Genomic DNA, 15053 nt, shown 5'->3' with positions numbered 1-15053 from the left:
GGCTCGTCGACCAGAGCCGGTCGTGGCGCTTCGGCCTGCGCAGCGGCAACCAGAGATGTCAGCGCCTGACCGTGACGTTCGACGGTCTTGACCGGCAGCACCTTCAGCGCCGCCAGTTCTTCGAGATCGCGCGGCGCGCGTTCGGCGATGCGGTACAGCGCGTCGTCATCGAGGATCCATTTGCGCGGGCGATCACGCTCCTGGGCGATGCGCTCGCGCCAGCCGGCCAGCGCCATCGCCACCGGCTGCGCCGCGGGCGGCATCCGTCCCAGCCCTTTCAGACGCTTCCAGGCTTCGTTCGGCGGATTGCGGTAGCGCGCCGGCTCGGCCAGCCGTGCGCAGTCTTCCTGCAGCCAGCCCAGCCGGCCGAGAGCAATCAGTTCCTCGCGCATGCGCGGATGGATTTCCGACAGATGTCGGACATCGGCAGCGGCATAGGCCAGCTCCGGACCGGTCAATGGCCGGCGCGACCAGTCGGTGCGAGTCAGGCTCTTGTCGAGCTTGATGCCGAGCAGCTTGTCGACCAGGGCCGCATAACCCAGCTGGTCGCCATGGCCGAGCAGTGCCGCGGCAATCTGGGTATCGAACAGCGGCGTGACGGTATCGCCGCCGAGCCGAACGAAAATCTCCAGATCCTGCGAGGGCGCATGCAGCACCTTGGTGATCGCCGGCGCCGCAAGCAGTGCCCACAGCGACTTCAGGGCTTCGGGTGCCAGCGCCAGGGTGTCGATGCAGACATCGGACTCACCGTCGCCAACCTGCACCAGGCAGAGGATCGGGTGGTAGGTGTCTTCGCGAAGAAACTCGGTATCCAGGGCCAGCCAGGGGCGGTGCTTCCAGCCTTCGACTCTAGCCGCGAGTGCATCGGCGGTGACGATCAGTTCAACAGCGGCGTTCAAGGTCGAGTCTCGTGGATTTGCGCGGCAGTTTCGCACGAAGCAACGCGCATCCCGACAGGCTCGTCGACGGTCCGCGCTCGACGGCAGCATCAACCGGCCCGGCGTGCATGCGCATCGGACGACTGAGCCTTTGGCAGGCCGCTTAGAATGCGGCTTTCCCGTACCGACGATTCCCTATTCCGATGCTGAGCGAGGCGTTCCAGGCAACGCTGAAGATCCTGCTGTTCCGTGCCGGCCCGGCCGATTTCCCCTATCGCGAAGACCCGGGCTTGAGCCGTGGCTGCATCGTTCTCGGCATCGTCGCGACGGCGGCCGTACTCGGCCAGATGCTGCCACTGGCGATGGCGCTGGCCAGCGGCGTGATCGCCACGGCTGCCCTGTCGATGTTCGTCCGTACTACCTTGCGGCTGCGCGGCCTCGAACCTCGCTACGTGCAGACGCGCAATGCACTGCTCGCCACCGGTTCGGTACTGCTGCTGATCATGAGCCTGCCGATGGCAGCGATCATGCCGGGGATGATGGCGTTCCTGGAATCGCTGCGCGTGGCGCAGGACGCCATTCCCGCCGGCGGTGCGCCGCTGACCATCAGCCCGGATCAGATGCCGGATCTGCCCGGCGGTGCTTCTCTGCTGCTCGATCTGCTGACCATCTGGTTCTTCGCCGTCACCAGCCACGTGCTGCGCCAGGCCGCCAACCTCGGCTATTTCGGCGCCGGCGTGCTGGCGCTGCTCTGCGTGATGAACGTGGTGCTGCTGGTCGCGTTCGCCGGGCCGGTACTGAAGCTGATCTTCGGCGGAGGTGCCTGAGTCGTGCACCTGCATATTCTGGGTATCTGCGGCACCTTCATGGCCGGCATCGCCGCGCTCGCCCGCGAGGCCGGCCACAAGGTCACCGGCTCCGACGCCAACGGCTGGCCGCCGATGTCGACGCAGCTGGAAAAGCTCGGCATCGCGGTGATGCCTGGCTATCTGGCCGAACATCTCGATCCGGCTCCTGACGTGGTCGTGGTCGGCAATGTCGTCAGCCGCGGCAATCCGGCGATGGAGCACGTGCTGAACGCTGGCCTGCCGTATGTCTCCGGCCCCGAATGGCTGGCGGCACATGTGCTGAGGGGCCGCCACGTGCTGGCGGTCGCCGGCACCCACGGCAAGACCACGACCACCAGCCTGCTTGCCTGGCTGCTCGAAGAAGCCGGGCTGGAACCGGGCTTTCTGGTCGGCGGCGTGCCGGTCAACTTCGGTCTGTCGGCCAGGCTCGGCAAGGGCAAGTGCTTCGTCATCGAGGCTGACGAATACGACACCGCGTTCTTCGACAAGCGCTCGAAATTCGTCCACTACCGGCCGCGCACCGCGATCCTGAACAACCTCGAATACGACCACGCCGATATCTTTCCGGATCTGGCCGCAATCGAAAGACAGTTCCATCACCTGGTGCGCACCGTGCCCGGCGAGGGGCAGCTGATCGTCAACGCGCAGGATCTGAATCTGCCTCGGGTGCTGGCCATGGGCGCCTGGTCCGGCATCGAGTGGTTCGATGGCGAAGGCCGCGACGCGCGCGGCTGGCAGGCGACGCGCAGCGCAGACGGCTTCGCCCTCGGCTACCGCGGCGAAACGCTGGGCGCAGCGCGCACGCCGCTGGCCGGGCCACACAACCGCGCCAATGCACTGGCGGCAATCGCGGCGGCGGCGCATGTCGGCGTATCGACGGCTGACGCGCTGCGCGGTCTCGAATCGTTTCGCGGCATCAAGCGTCGGCTGGAACTGCTCGGCACCGCGCGCGGCATCGAAGTGTTCGACGATTTCGCTCATCACCCGACGGCGATCAGCGTCACCCTCGCCGGCCTGCGCGAACGCGGCCCCGGCCGCATCCTCGCCGTGCTCGAACCGCGCTCGAACACCATGCGACTCGGCGGGCACGCCGGCGGTGATCTCGCCGACAGCCTCGCCGATGCCGATCTCGCCTTCGTCTACGCCAGGCCCGATCTGCAATGGGACGCCGGCAGCGCGCTGGCAGAGGTCGGCGCACGGCTGCGCCTGCACGGCGATCTGACCGAACTCGCCACCGCGATCGCCGCCGAAGCCCGCCCGGGCGACCGCGTGCTGGTGATGACCAACGGCGATTTCGGCGGCTTGCACCAGCGGCTGCTCGATCTGCTGAAGACCTGAGTCAGCTAAAAATCGTCATATTCATGACGTTGAAATAACACACTTTTTACATGTCTCCGACGAAAGTCGGCCATGTGATTTTTCATCGCCATTTTGCGCATCCGATTCCTCGCAATCGGTGTACGCAGACTCGTGGGCCTACCGCGCTTCCACCTTCCGAAACACAGGTGAGCGGGGGCCAGCGCGGCCGCGCTGTTTCTTGCGCGGTCTCGAACCACAAGGATGCCGGCAACCGCTGGCTGTGCACTGAACTCATGGAGATTGATCATGCTGACGCGCCACAAGAGTTGGGCCCTGGCTGCTGCCGCGCTGTTCCTGTCCGGCTGCGACAGCAAGGAGGACGGGCCTCCCGGAACCCCGCCGCCCACTTCTCCGGTGATCACCGACAGCTATGTGGTCACCAGCGCCAACCGTCTGCTCGGCATCAATCTCGCCGGCTCCGGCGGCACGCTGTTCAGCGCTGCGATCAGCGGCCTCGCCGCCGGTGAAACAGTGCTCGATCTCGCGTTCCGCCCGCGCAACGGCCTGCTCTACGCGCTGGTCAATGGACCCGCGGGTGCCCGCATCGTCCGGCTCGATCCCACCACCGGTGCGGCGATCGCGGTCAGCACGCTGGCCGCCGACCCGACCGACACGACGGTGCCATATACCGGCCTGACCGGCGCCCGTTTCGGCATCGACTTCAACCCGGTTCCCGATCGCCTACGCGTGATTTCGGACGCGGGCCAGAACCTGCGCATCAATATCGATACCGGCCTGACGATCACCGACACCGCGCTGAACGGCGCAGCCGCCGGCGCCTCGGGTACCGCGTACACCAATGCCTTCAACGCTGCCTGCCGCACCCAGCAGTTCACGATCGATCCGGCCAGTGATCGACTGCTTCTGCAGAACCCGCCGAATGATGGCGTGCTGACGGCGATTGGCGGCCTGGGCCTCGATGTCGATTCCGTCGACGGCTTCGGGATCGCGACCGCTGCCGATGGCACCAATACCGCCTACGCGGTGATGACCACGGCCGGCGCGTCCAGCCTCTATGGCATCAACACGGCAACTGGCGCAGCGACCTCGCTGAAGAGCATCACGCTCAACGCCGGCGAATCGGCAGCCGGCTTCGCAACCAGTCCGCAGACCGCGGCGACGCCCAGCCAGGCCCCGGGTGAACTGATCGGCCTGACCACCGCGAACCGCTATGTCAGCTTCATGCGCGGCTCGCCGACCAAGCTGTGCACCAGCGGCGCGATCAGTGGCCTGCCGGCGGGCACCGACCTGCTTGGTATCGATACTCGCCCATCGACCGGCGGCATCGTCGGCCTTGGTAGCGACAACAAGCTGTACTCGCTCAGCAATGCGGGTGTGGCTGCCGCGTTGTGTCCGCTGGCCACCGATCCGGCCGACACCACGCTGCCGTACTCGGTGCTGCCGTCTGGCGCCAGCTTCGGCGTCGGTTTCAACCCGGTGCCGGATCGCCTGCGGGTGATTGCTGACAACGGCCTGAACCTGCGCATCAATCCCAACCTGAACGGCGCTGGCCAATGCCTGGTCACCACCGATACGGCGATCTCCGGCGCAAGCTCGCTCAGCGGCGCGGCCTATACCAACACGGTGCCGGCGGCCGGCGCGACAACGCTGTATGCGATCGACAGCGGCGCCGATGCCCTGGTGCAGATCGGCAACAATCCCGCCAACGGCATCGTTGACGATCCGGGCAATCCGAACAGCGGCGTGGCCAGCACCATCGGTGCGCTGGGCGCCGGCGATGTCGGCAAGGTCGATGCCTTCCTGATCGACGGCCGCAACAACGCCGCGCTGCTGGCGACCAGTGCTGCCGGTGCCACGGCTTCAAGCCTGTACACGGTCAATCTGGCCACCGGCGCGGCAACGCTGACCGGCACGGTCGGCGGCGGCCTCGGCACCGCTGCCTCGGCACCGCTGCGCGGCCTGGCGCTGACCACTGGCACCAACCTCAAGGTGTATGCGCTGACCAGCGACAACCGCCTGCTGTCGTTCTCGCAGACCGGCAACGTACTGGCGCCGAATGCGGCCAGCGATCTGGCGATCACCGGCACCGTCTCCGGCGAGCAACTGCTGGGCATGGATTTCCGCCCTGCGAACGGCCTGCTGTACGCCGTCAGCTCGCTGAACCAGATCTACGTGATCAACACCTCGACGGGTCTGGCTACGCTGTCGGCGACCCTGGCCGCGAACCCGGCCGACACGGTGCCGCCGCTGTACACAACACTGCCGGCCGGTGCGATTTCCGGCGTCGATTTCAATCCGGTTCCGGATCGACTGCGGGTGGTCGACAGCACCGGCAGCAATCTGCGTATCAATGTCGCCACCGGTGCCACCGATGCTGATCTGATGCTCAACGGCGCAGCCGGTCAGATCGTCGCGGCGGCGTACACCAACAGCTATGCCGGCACCACGACGACTACGCTGTACGACCTCGATGCGACGACGCTGTACACCCAGACGCCGCCGAACGACGGCACGCTGGTGGCAGTCGGCCCGCTCGGCGTCACCGCCAGCGGCGATGCCGGGCTGGATATTGCCGGCGGCGCCAATGGCCTGGTGCTGGCCGCGATCAACACCACCGGCAGCGGCCCGTCCGATCTGTATCGCGTCAATCTGGTCACCGGTGCGGCGACGCCGGTCGGCGTTGCGGGCGGCACGGCATTGATCGGCCCGGCGGGCGGCACGCCGATCCGCAGCATCGCGATCGATCTGCGCTGACGTCGTCCTGCAGTAACGCAAAAGGCCGGCCCGAAAGGGTCGGCCTTTTGCTTTTCCGCCGAGAGCTTGTCAGTCGGCGAACGTCGGCTTGCGCTTCTGCAGGTAGGCGCCAACCGCTTCCTGGATGTCGGCCGAGATCAGCATCGCGGCGTTCCAGCCGGCGACGAACTCCAGGCCTTCGGCGACCGTGTGATCGCGCGAATAGAGCAGGCTTTTCTTGACCCCGCGGACAGTGATTGGCGACTTCGCCGCAAGCTCACGGGCCAGCGTTTCGACGTGCGTCATCAGCGCTTCAGACGTGGCGAACACGTCGTTGACCAGGCCGATGCGCTCGGCTTTGTTGCCATCGAAGGTTTCGGCGGTATAGGTCAGCTCGGCGACCCGGCCGTAGCCGATGATCGGCTGCAGGCGCTGCACGGTGCCGACGTCAGCGACCACGGCGAGGTCGACTTCCTTGATGCAGAACTTGGCGTCGGCCGTCGCATAGCGCAGGTCGCAGGCGGCGATCATGTCGACACCGGCACCGACGCAGGCACCGGTGATCGCAGCGATCACCGGCACCCGGATGTTCTCGATCGCAGTCATCGTCGCTTGGGCGCCGAGGATCCAGTCGCGCAGGTATTCGCGCGCCCGCGCCGGGCAGCCCGGTCCCAGCACCCGCTGGCTGAGGCCGGCCAGCACTTCGAGATCGATGCCGGCCGTGAAGTGCTTGCCGCTGCCGGCCAGGATCACCACGCGCACCTGCTTCTGGGTGTTCAGCCAGGCTGCGGCCTGCGGCAGCTCGGCCCACATCGCTTCGGACATCGCATTGGCCTTGTCCGGCCGATTCAGCAGCAGGCGGGCAACGGGGCCATCGAGTTCGATCTTGAGCGTGGTGAAGTTCATGGGAGCAGGTTCGTGGAGGATGGGGTGGCGGCAGCGGACCAATCTTCGCACGGGCCCGCGCCGCCTTCGCCAGCCTTTACGCCGGTGGATTGCCGTAAGCTGCCGCGATCCTTTGCGACCTTTCCGTCCCTGCTAATGACTGCAACGCCCCCGGCCCGGATTCAGAGCCTGCCCGAAGCCCGCGACCTCGAACCGCGCCTGCACGCCGCGCTGGCGCTGGCGAAATCACTCGGTGCCAGTGCCGCCGAAAGCTATCTCGGCGTCAGCCGCGGCCTGTCGGTGGCGGTGCGCCAGGGTGAAGTCGAATCAGTGCAGTTCCAGCGCGACCGCGACTTGTCGGTCACCGTGTTCTTCGGCCACCGCACCGGTTCCGCGAGCACCACGGATCTGTCCGATGCCGCACTGAAGCGCACCGTCGAAGCAGCCTGCGCGATCGCCCGGGTCGGCGGCGAAGATCCCTGCATCGGCCTCGCTGATCCGGCGCGGATGGCGCGCGAGTTTCCCGATCTCGATCTCTATCACCCGGCGATCGTCGAGCCGGAGGCGGCCATCGATCTCGCCCGCGAGTGCGAAGCCGCGGCATTTGCGGCCGATGCGCGCATCACCCAGTCCGAAGGCGCCAGCGTCGACACCCGCGAGTCCCTGAGTCTGTACGCCAACACCCATGGCTTCCTCGGCTGCCGCCGGGCCACCGATTACAGCCTGGGTTGCGCCGCGATTGCGGTCGACGGCGATGCGATGCAGGTCGGCCACTGGTACAGCGCGACGCGTCGTTACGCGGATCTCGACGCTGCTGCCGCGATCGGCAAGCGCGCCGGCGAGCGGGCTGCAGCGCGCCTCGGCGGCCGCTCGGTGAGCACGCGGACCGCACCGGTACTGTTCCCGGCCGAGGTGGCACGCGGCCTGTTCGGCCATTTCATCGGCGCGATTTCAGGCGCCTCCCTGTATCGCCGTGCGAGTTTCCTGCACGGCAAGCTTGGCGAAGCGGTGTTCGCATCGAGAGTCAGCGCCCGGCAGATGCCCTGGCTGCTGCGCGGCGCCAGCAGCAGCGCCTACGATCAGGAAGGCGTGGCGACGACCGAACGCCAGCTGATCGATCACGGCGTGCTCGGCGGCTATCTGCTCGGCAGCTACAGCGCCCGCAAGCTGGGCATGGAATCGACTGGCAATGCCGGCGGCATCTACAACCTGATCGTCGATTCGACCTTCGACGGCGGCCTGGAAGCGCTGGCCCGCGAGATGGGCCACGGCCTGATCGCCACCGACCTGATGGGTCAGGGCGTCAACACTGTGACCGGCGACTATTCGCGCGCGGCCAGCGGCTTCTGGGTCGAGAATGGCGTCATCGCCTACCCGGTCGACGAGATCACCATCGCCGGCAACCTGGCGACCATGTACCGCGGCATCGCCGCTATCGGCTCCGATGTCGACACCCGGGGCGGCGTGCGCTGCGGTTCGGTGCTGATCGATGCGATGACCGTCGCCGGCGGCGCTTGAAAGGGCTTCTGGTCAAATTTCAAACAAGGATCTGTCGCGTGTTCCGAACTGCATTGCTGATCACCGCTGCTCTCGTGCTTGCTGGCTGCGCCTCGCGCGGCACCCAGGATTGCGAAGCGATTGCCGGTCCGAGCTGGTCACGCCTCTCCACCGACCCCACCGATAGCCGTGAACTGCTGATCCGCGCCAATCTGCCGGACAACGCCGAGGTGCTGTGGTTCGGCCAAGGCAAGGACCAGGTGATGGTCTGCGATCCCTCGAACAGCCTCGTTAATCCGGGCTGCGGCGGCTCGACGGCCTACCAGTTCGAGCGCAAAGCCGGTGCCTGGGTATCACGCGGCGTGCTGCTGCCGGTCTGCGACTAGTTCCGGCCTGAAGGGGCTTGCTCAGCCAGCCTTCTTTTTCGCTGCTGCCTTCCTGGGCGCAGCTTTCTTGACGGTCTTCTTCGCGGCCTTCGGTGCCGCCTTGCGCGGCGCAGCAGGCTTGCTGGCGGGCGGCTCCGGCGCCATGCGCGAAGCAGCCTCGGTCGACTCTTCGATGTTCTCGAACTGATCGGAAATCAGCTGGCCGATCTCGCGGTTGATGCGCCGGATCGCGTCGTAAACCACGCCGATGGTCTGCTGCTGCTTCTGGCGCAGCCCGGTCTTGTCTTCGGTCAGCAGGCCGGTCTGCTCCAGCGCTTCGAACGGCAGATCGGCGATGTACTCATGCACCGCCTGCACCGAGGTCGCGCCGCGATCGACGGCTTCCTGGATGAAGTCCTTCAGCAGCTCGATGCGTTGCAGTTTCTTCATGACGGGCGCTCGACGAAACAGACGGGCTTACAGGATAACCGTCAGCGCACGCCGCAGGCGGCGTAATCCTCCCGCCGACGATCGACGCGCACGCCAACGGTGCGCGCCGCATCGACCGCGCCGGGCTTGCCGATGGTCATCCGCAGGCTGGCGATCGGGAAACGCTCGAACAGCATCCGCGCCAGGGTTTCGGCCAGGGTTTCCAGCAACTGGAAGCGGCGCTCGGCGGCAAGCCGGATGATCGCGTCGGCAACCGCGCTGTAGTCGATGGCATCACGGATGCGATCGCTCGATGCGGCTTCACGAATGTCGGTGCCCATCTCCAGATCGATCAGCAGCGGACGCGGTGCGTTCTGCTCATGGGCGTGAATGCCGATGATGGTTTCGATTTGCAGCGCCTGGATGAAGACAGTGTCGAGCGGCATGAGTCGGATCGTGGTGACGTGAGTTGGGGAACGAAGCGCAGAAGATGCGGCGATCAGGCCGTTGCGAGTGCTGGCGCGCGCAGCTCATGCAGCGGCCAGCGTGCACGCGCTGGCAAGCCAGCGCTGCGCTCGCCGACCGACAGCCGCGCCCAACCCGCGTAGGCGATCATCGCCGCGTTGTCGGTACAGAACTCGGGGCGCGGAAAGAACAGGCCGGCGCCGCGCTTGTCGGTCGCTACTTTGAGTCGGGCGCGCAGACGTTGGTTGGCGCCGACACCGCCGGCGACGACCAGCGCGCTCAGGCCAGTCGCGTCGAGCGCGCGTTCGCACTTGATCGCCAGGGTATCGGTCACCGCTTCTTCGAAGGCGCGGGCGAGATCGGCCTTGGCCTGGCTGTCGAAATCCGGTTTCAACTGGTTCAGCACAGCGGTCTTCAGTCCGCTGAAGCTGAACTCGAGCCCGGGGCGATCGGTCATCGGCCGCGAGAAGCGGAACACACCGGGTCGGCCGTCCTTCGCCAACTTCGCCAGTTCCGGGCCGCCGGGATACGGCAGGCCCAGCGCTTTCGCCGTCTTGTCGAACGCTTCGCCAGCCGCGTCGTCGAGCGTCTCGCCAAGAATCTCGTAGCAACCCACGCCGTCGACCCGCGCCAGCATCGTGTGGCCGCCGGAGACCAGCAACGCCACGAACGGGAATTGCGGGCGCGGCGTTTCCAGCATTGGCGCCAGCAGATGACCTTCCAGGTGATGGATCGGCAGCAAGGGCTTTTCGATGGCAGCGGCCAGACCAGCCGCGAACGCACCGCCCACCAGCAGGGCGCCGATCAGGCCCGGGCCGGCCGTGTAGGCGATGCCATCGAGATCGGACGCTACCAGGCCTGCCTCGGCGAGCACGGCAGCCACCAGCATCTGGATGCGGCCGACATGGTCTCGGGCAGCAAGCTCAGGCACCACGCCGCCATACTCGGCGTGCATCGCTGCCTGACTGTGCAGCACGTGGGCGAGCAGACCCGCCTCGCCGCCATAGATGGCGGCGGCGGTTTCATCACAGGAGGTTTCGAGGCCGAGAACACGCATGCCGAGCATTGTGGGGCATGGCGCGTTGCTTTACAGCCGACGATTGACTAGACTTTGCGCCCCTCCTGATCTGCCTGTTGATCAGAGCGCTTCCCTAATTCCGTTTTTGTCCGCTGTTGAGAGTGAACTGATGCCGAATGTCCGCGTCCGCGATAACGAGCCCTTTGAAGTTGCTCTTCGCCGTTTCAAGCGTACCTGTGAAAAGGCCGGCGTTCTGACCGACCTCCGCAAGAAGGAATTCTTCGAAAAGCCGAGCCAGGAGCGCAAGCGCGCTGCTGCTGTTAAGCGTCAGGCCAAGAAGGTTTCTCGCGAAACCTCGAAGCAGATCCGGCTGTACTAACGGCCTGTTGAAAGCCGCGCCATCCATGGCGCGGACTATTCAACCGTTCAGCTGATCTCCAAATCGCGCCCAAGGGCGCGATTTGTGTTTATCACGATTCCATTTTCAGGCGACCCTCCATGACCGATCTCAAGACCCGCATCACCGAAGACGTGAAGCTGGCGATGAAGGCTGGCGACAAGGCGCGCCTCGGCGTGCTGCGCATGCTGACTTCGGAAATGAAGAACCGTGAAGTCGTCGACAGTGTCGAGCTGACCGATGCCGTGGTGATTGCTACGCTCGAAAAGATGCTCAAGCAGCGTCGCGATTCGGAATCGCAGTTCCTTGCCGGCAACCGGCCAGACCTCGCCGCCATCGAAGCGGCGGAAATCGTCGTGCTGACCGGCTACCTGCCGCAGCAGCTGAGTGACGAGGAAGTCGGTGCGCTGATCGCCCAGGGCATCACCGAAACCGGTGCCGTCGGCATGAAGGAGATGGGCAAGGTCATGGCCTGGCTGAAGCCGCAGGTCGCCGGCAAGACCGATATGGGCAAGCTGTCCGGGCTGATCAAGGCCAAGCTCGCCTAGAAGCAGTGGCTCGTGGTCAGTGATTAGGGGTTGGTAGAAGCCGTCGGTTTTCAGTTTTTCTACTAGCCACCGACCACTAGGCACTGGACACTGCAGTCATGTCCCGTATCCCCGACTCCTTCATTCAAGACCTGCTGACGCGCATCGACATCGTCGAGGTCGTCGGCTCACGCGTCGAACTGAAGCGCGCCGGCCGCGAGTACAAGGGCCTGTCGCCGTTCACCAACGAGAAATCACCCTCGTTCTTCGTCAATCCGGCGAAGCAGATGTTCTTCGATTTTTCGTCCGGCAAGAACGGCACGGCGATCACCTTCCTGATGGAAAACGATCGCCTGAGCTTCGTCGAAGCGGTCGAAGAACTGGCCAAGCGTGCGGGTGTGGACGTCCCACGCGAAGGCGGCAACGAAGTCAGCCGCCTGGTGCTCGATGGGCCGCTCGACGCGCTGGCAGTCGCCGAGAAGTTCTACCGCAGCCAGCTGCGCACGCATCAACCGGCGATCGACTATCTGAAGAAACGCGGCCTCGATGGCGAGACGGCCAAGCTGTTCAATGTCGGCTTCGCACCCGAATCCTGGGATGCGCTGACTCGCCTGTTTCCCGAGGCCGATGGCCAGCGCAAGCATGCGATGGACGCCGGCCTGCTGATCGAGCGCGACGGTGGAGGCGGTGGTGCCTACGATCGCTTCCGCAACCGCGTGATGTTCCCGATCCGCGACACTCGCGGTCGCACGATCGGCTTCGGTGGCCGCACCCTGGCGAACGATCCGGCGAAGTATCTGAACTCGCCGGAGACGCCGCTGTTCCACAAGGGTCGCAATCTGTTCGGTCTGTTCGAAGCGAAGCAGTCGACGAAATCGGAACTCAGCTCCCTGCTGGTCGTCGAGGGCTACATGGATGTGGTCATGCTCGCGCAGCACGGCATCCGCAATGCGGTCGCCACGCTCGGCACGGCGACCACGCGCGAGCATCTGACCCTGCTGTTCAAGTCGACCCAGCGCGTGGTGTTCTGTTTCGATGGCGACCGGGCCGGCCGCTCGGCCGCATGGCGCGCGCTGGAACAGGCGCTGCCGGAAGTGTTCGATAACCGCGAGTGCCGCTTCATGTTCCTGCCCGACGGCCACGACCCAGATTCGCTGGTCCAGGAGATCGGCGCCGATGCCTTCCGCGTGCTGATCGAGCAGGCGCAGCCGCTATCCGATTTCCTGCTCGGCGAGCTTCAGAAGCAGGTCAACATCGCCACCCTCGATGGCCGCGCCCGTTTGCCGGGCCTCGCCCGCCCGCATGTCGAGAAACTGCGTGATGGGCCGCTGCGCGCGCTGATCGTCGATGAACTAGCGCGGCTGACGCGCCTTGGTCGCGGCGATCTCGAGGCAGCACTGGCAGCCAGAGCGAAGCCCGAGGCCGCAGCCTCCTCGGCGCCGAACGACAACACGCGACGAGTCGAAAGCCCCGGCGCGAAACCGGTGCGGATCGCGCTGCAACTGCTGCTGGAAGAACCGGCTTTGGCAGCCAAGGCCGAACATCTCGGCCAGATCGAGATGCTCGCCCAGCCCGGCCTGGATATCCTGATCGACACCATCGAGTTCTTCCGCGAGAACCCGGAAGCTCACGCAGCGCAGTGGCTGGAACTGCATCGCGGCACCGCGCGCGGTGCAGCGCTGATGCGCATCAGCGCCATGCCGCTGACCATCGCCGATGCCTCGCTGGAGGCGGAGTTTCTCGACTGCCTGACGCATCTGCGCAAGCGGGCGATCCGCGAACGTCAGCAGGCGCTGCTCGACACTGCCCGCGAGCGCTCGCTGGAACCGGCCGAGCAGGCCGAACTGATGGCGCTGATGCAGCGACCCTGAGTCTTGAACAGACTCAGCTCGACGGTTCGCTGATCACCGCCAGATCGGCAAGTGCCCAACCGCCGGCGCCGCGGCGGAACTTGAGGCGCCAGCGCTGCTCGCCGCCGGCGTAGACCGCTCGATATTCCCGGTTGATGCAGCCGCTGAAGATCGTCGCTTCGATCGGCTGCAGCCGGACCGGCCGCGTCGGCGCGCCGAGGCTGGTGCTCAACGGGGTCAGCGTGCGTTGCTGGGCATCGAGCGCAACAGCCAATGCCGAATCATTGGCGCGGCCCAGCGTCGCTGCGGTCTTGAATGCTTCGTCGACCTGGCCGCTGGCTGCAGCTTCCACCAGCGCCAAGCCAGCCGCAGTGGCCGCGGACTCATTGCGCGGAGCGGCCATCGCAGCAGCCGATGCAATGGCCGTCAGCAGCACGGCAATGCCGGATGCCGAACGAAAAACCGTGGAAATGGTCATTGGGGTCGCGCTCTGATGTCGTCCCGAAGGCTTACGCCGGCCGGCAACGAGCGGATGCGCGGCGCTTGCAAGCGCCGGCCTTGCCCCCATCTCTGCGCATCTGGCTGGCTGATTGACCGCCGAATCCAGTAAACTGCGCAGTTCTTGACCGACGCCACACACGCCGGTTTCACGCAAGAGTATTCAGATGGCAGCAGCTGACCAGCAATCCCAGATCAAGAACCTGATCGCGCTCGGCAAGGAAAAGGGCTTCCTGACCTTTGCCGAAGTGTCCGACAGCCTGCCTGAAATCGTCGATTCAGAGCAGATCGACGACGTCATCACGATGATCCAGGGCATGGGCATTCCGGTCCATGACGAAGCCCCGGACACCGAGGCCCAGCTGTTCAGCGAGCCGGCCGTTGCCGCCGCCGAAGACGACGAAGAAGCCGCCGAGGAAGCCGCTGCCGCGCTTGCCGCCAGCGATTCCGAGTTCGGCCGCACCACCGATCCGGTGCGCATGTACATGCGCGAGATGGGTTCGGTCGAGCTGCTAGATCGCGAGGGCGAAATCCGCATCGCCAAGCGCATTGAGGAAGGCTTGGGCGAAGCGCTGTACGCGATGGCCAGCTACCCGGAAACGGTAGCGATCCTGCTCGAACAGTACGACAACGCCGTCAACGGCAAGAAGCGTCTGGCCGAAGTCGTGGTTGGTTTCTTCGATCCGAACGCGCCGGTGCCGGCCGCGCCCGAAGAAGTGCTGCCGCCGGAAGTCGCCGAAATCGAGCCGGAAGTGGTCGAAGGCGCTGCCGAAGAGGAAGAAGAAGAAGCCGTCGATACGGGTCCGGATCCGGTCCTGTGTGCGGAGAACTTCGGCAAGCTGCAGGCGCTCTACGACGAGGCTTGGGACTCGCTGCTTCGCCTCGGCACCTCCAGCAAGAAGACGCAGGCCCGCCGCGCCGCGGTGGCCGATCTGATCATGACCTTCCGGCTGTCGCCGAAGATCGTCGTCGAAGTCACCAACAATCTGCGCAACAAGGTCGAGCTGATCCGGTCGATCGAGCGTTCGGTGCTGCGCATCTGCGTGGCCGAATGCGGCATGTCGCGCGAAGAATTCCTGGTCAAGTACCGCGAAGGCGCCACGGCCGATCTCGGCTGGCTGGAAAAGGCGATCCGCGCCAAGCGCAAGTATTCGGCAGCGCTGGCGACCAAGAAGGACGACATCAAGCTGCTGCAGGACCAGCTGACCCAGATCGAAGGCGACAACCTGCTGTCGATCGACGAGATCAAGGACATCTACCGCCGCATGACGGTGGGCGAGGCCAAGGCCCGCCGCGCCAAGAAGGAAATGGTCGAGGCCAACCTGCGCCTGGTCATCTCCATC

Annotated in this window: 15 protein-coding genes; 9 read left to right on the top strand and 6 right to left on the bottom strand. The window is 65.6% G+C overall.

Annotation, left to right across the window (positions count from 1 at the left end):
- The coding region (rnd, locus tag QZY06_RS06625) for a ribonuclease D (RefSeq protein WP_295681887.1) at positions 1-899 on the bottom strand (899 nt) is incomplete at its 3' end.
- Positions 900-1081: 182 nt separating this feature from the next.
- Between rnd and QZY06_RS06620 the strand changes: the two genes are divergently transcribed.
- The 3 genes from QZY06_RS06620 (at position 1082) to QZY06_RS06610 (ending at position 5800) form a co-directional block, all read left to right on the top strand.
- Entirely contained in the window at positions 1082-1705 is a 624-nt protein-coding gene (locus QZY06_RS06620; RefSeq protein WP_293392663.1) for a hypothetical protein, read from the top strand.
- 3 nt (positions 1706-1708) lie between these two features.
- Positions 1709-3064, top strand: coding sequence for a UDP-N-acetylmuramate:L-alanyl-gamma-D-glutamyl-meso-diaminopimelate ligase (gene mpl, locus QZY06_RS06615; RefSeq protein WP_295681884.1), 1356 nt, complete (start codon positions 1709-1711; stop codon positions 3062-3064).
- Between the two features lie 267 nt (positions 3065-3331).
- Complete coding sequence (locus QZY06_RS06610) at positions 3332-5800, top strand: DUF4394 domain-containing protein (protein WP_295681881.1); 2469 nt, start codon at positions 3332-3334, stop codon at positions 5798-5800.
- A 69-nt stretch (positions 5801-5869) separates the two neighbouring features.
- Here QZY06_RS06610 and QZY06_RS06605 read toward each other — a convergent pair whose 3' ends face one another.
- Positions 5870-6685 (bottom strand): crotonase/enoyl-CoA hydratase family protein, encoded by an 816-nt coding sequence (locus QZY06_RS06605; RefSeq protein WP_295681879.1) that lies wholly within the window; start codon positions 6683-6685, stop codon positions 5870-5872.
- 135 nt (positions 6686-6820) lie between these two features.
- On the opposite strand from QZY06_RS06605, the gene pmbA reads away from it, so the two are divergent.
- Positions 6821-8182 (top strand): metalloprotease PmbA, encoded by a 1362-nt coding sequence (gene pmbA / locus QZY06_RS06600; RefSeq protein WP_295681876.1) that lies wholly within the window; start codon positions 6821-6823, stop codon positions 8180-8182.
- Between the two features lie 38 nt (positions 8183-8220).
- On the top strand, positions 8221-8547 hold the full coding sequence (locus QZY06_RS06595) for a hypothetical protein (protein ID WP_295681873.1): 327 nt from the start codon (positions 8221-8223) through the stop codon (positions 8545-8547).
- Positions 8548-8568: 21 nt separating this feature from the next.
- Here the strand turns inward: QZY06_RS06595 and QZY06_RS06590 are convergent, their stop codons facing one another.
- From QZY06_RS06590 to tsaD, 3 genes are read right to left on the bottom strand one after another with little or no spacing between them, the layout of a single operon-like run.
- Positions 8569-8976, bottom strand: a complete 408-nt coding sequence (locus tag QZY06_RS06590) for a hypothetical protein (protein ID WP_295681870.1) — start codon at positions 8974-8976, stop codon at positions 8569-8571.
- A gap of 41 nt (positions 8977-9017) precedes the next feature.
- The gene (gene folB / locus QZY06_RS06585) at positions 9018-9401 is read right to left on the bottom strand and encodes a dihydroneopterin aldolase (RefSeq protein WP_295681868.1); all 384 of its coding nucleotides are present in this window, start codon (positions 9399-9401) and stop codon (positions 9018-9020) included.
- A 53-nt stretch (positions 9402-9454) separates the two neighbouring features.
- The gene (tsaD, locus tag QZY06_RS06580; RefSeq protein WP_367275578.1) at positions 9455-10477 is read right to left on the bottom strand and encodes a tRNA (adenosine(37)-N6)-threonylcarbamoyltransferase complex transferase subunit TsaD; all 1023 of its coding nucleotides are present in this window, start codon (positions 10475-10477) and stop codon (positions 9455-9457) included.
- A 130-nt stretch (positions 10478-10607) separates the two neighbouring features.
- Between tsaD and rpsU the strand changes: the two genes are divergently transcribed.
- The 3 genes from rpsU to dnaG all read left to right on the top strand — a co-directional run bounded on the left by rpsU (position 10608) and on the right by dnaG (position 13233).
- The gene (gene rpsU, locus QZY06_RS06575) at positions 10608-10817 is read left to right on the top strand and encodes a 30S ribosomal protein S21 (RefSeq protein WP_295681890.1); all 210 of its coding nucleotides are present in this window, start codon (positions 10608-10610) and stop codon (positions 10815-10817) included.
- A 119-nt stretch (positions 10818-10936) separates the two neighbouring features.
- Complete coding sequence (locus tag QZY06_RS06570; RefSeq protein WP_293392636.1) at positions 10937-11383, top strand: GatB/YqeY domain-containing protein; 447 nt, start codon at positions 10937-10939, stop codon at positions 11381-11383.
- Positions 11384-11481: 98 nt separating this feature from the next.
- Positions 11482-13233, top strand: coding sequence for a DNA primase (gene dnaG, locus QZY06_RS06565; protein WP_295681862.1), 1752 nt, complete (start codon positions 11482-11484; stop codon positions 13231-13233).
- Between the two features lie 13 nt (positions 13234-13246).
- Here the strand turns inward: dnaG and QZY06_RS06560 are convergent, their stop codons facing one another.
- Complete coding sequence (locus QZY06_RS06560) at positions 13247-13690, bottom strand: hypothetical protein (RefSeq protein WP_295681860.1); 444 nt, start codon at positions 13688-13690, stop codon at positions 13247-13249.
- A 187-nt stretch (positions 13691-13877) separates the two neighbouring features.
- Here QZY06_RS06560 and QZY06_RS06555 point away from each other — a divergent pair.
- The coding region (locus QZY06_RS06555) for an RNA polymerase sigma factor region1.1 domain-containing protein (RefSeq protein ID WP_295681857.1) at positions 13878-15053 on the top strand (1176 nt) is incomplete at its 3' end.

The sequence above is a fragment of the uncultured Nevskia sp. genome (assembly GCF_903885465.1).
Taxonomy (GTDB): Bacteria; Pseudomonadota; Gammaproteobacteria; order Nevskiales; family Nevskiaceae; genus Nevskia.
The sequence above is the reverse complement of the archived record's forward strand: the minus strand, read 5'-3'. Positions and strand labels throughout refer to the sequence as shown.

Bases quoted from the DNA above. Each gene is read 5' to 3' on its own strand.
- QZY06_RS06620 (WP_293392663.1), top strand. From the start codon at position 1,082: ATGCTGAGCGAGGCGTTCCAGGCAACGCTGAAGATCCTGCTGTTCCGT.
- QZY06_RS06610 (WP_295681881.1), top strand. From the start codon at position 3,332: ATGCTGACGCGCCACAAGAGTTGGGCCCTGGCTGCTGCCGCGCTGTTC.
- QZY06_RS06605 (WP_295681879.1), bottom strand. From the start codon at position 6,685: ATGAACTTCACCACGCTCAAGATCGAACTCGATGGCCCCGTTGCCCGC.
- pmbA (WP_295681876.1), top strand. From the start codon at position 6,821: ATGACTGCAACGCCCCCGGCCCGGATTCAGAGCCTGCCCGAAGCCCGC.
- QZY06_RS06590 (WP_295681870.1), bottom strand. From the start codon at position 8,976: ATGAAGAAACTGCAACGCATCGAGCTGCTGAAGGACTTCATCCAGGAA.
- folB (WP_295681868.1), bottom strand. From the start codon at position 9,401: ATGCCGCTCGACACTGTCTTCATCCAGGCGCTGCAAATCGAAACCATC.
- tsaD (WP_367275578.1), bottom strand. From the start codon at position 10,477: ATGCGTGTTCTCGGCCTCGAAACCTCCTGTGATGAAACCGCCGCCGCC.
- rpsU (WP_295681890.1), top strand. From the start codon at position 10,608: ATGCCGAATGTCCGCGTCCGCGATAACGAGCCCTTTGAAGTTGCTCTT.
- QZY06_RS06570 (WP_293392636.1), top strand. From the start codon at position 10,937: ATGACCGATCTCAAGACCCGCATCACCGAAGACGTGAAGCTGGCGATG.
- dnaG (WP_295681862.1), top strand. From the start codon at position 11,482: ATGTCCCGTATCCCCGACTCCTTCATTCAAGACCTGCTGACGCGCATC.
- QZY06_RS06560 (WP_295681860.1), bottom strand. From the start codon at position 13,690: ATGACCATTTCCACGGTTTTTCGTTCGGCATCCGGCATTGCCGTGCTG.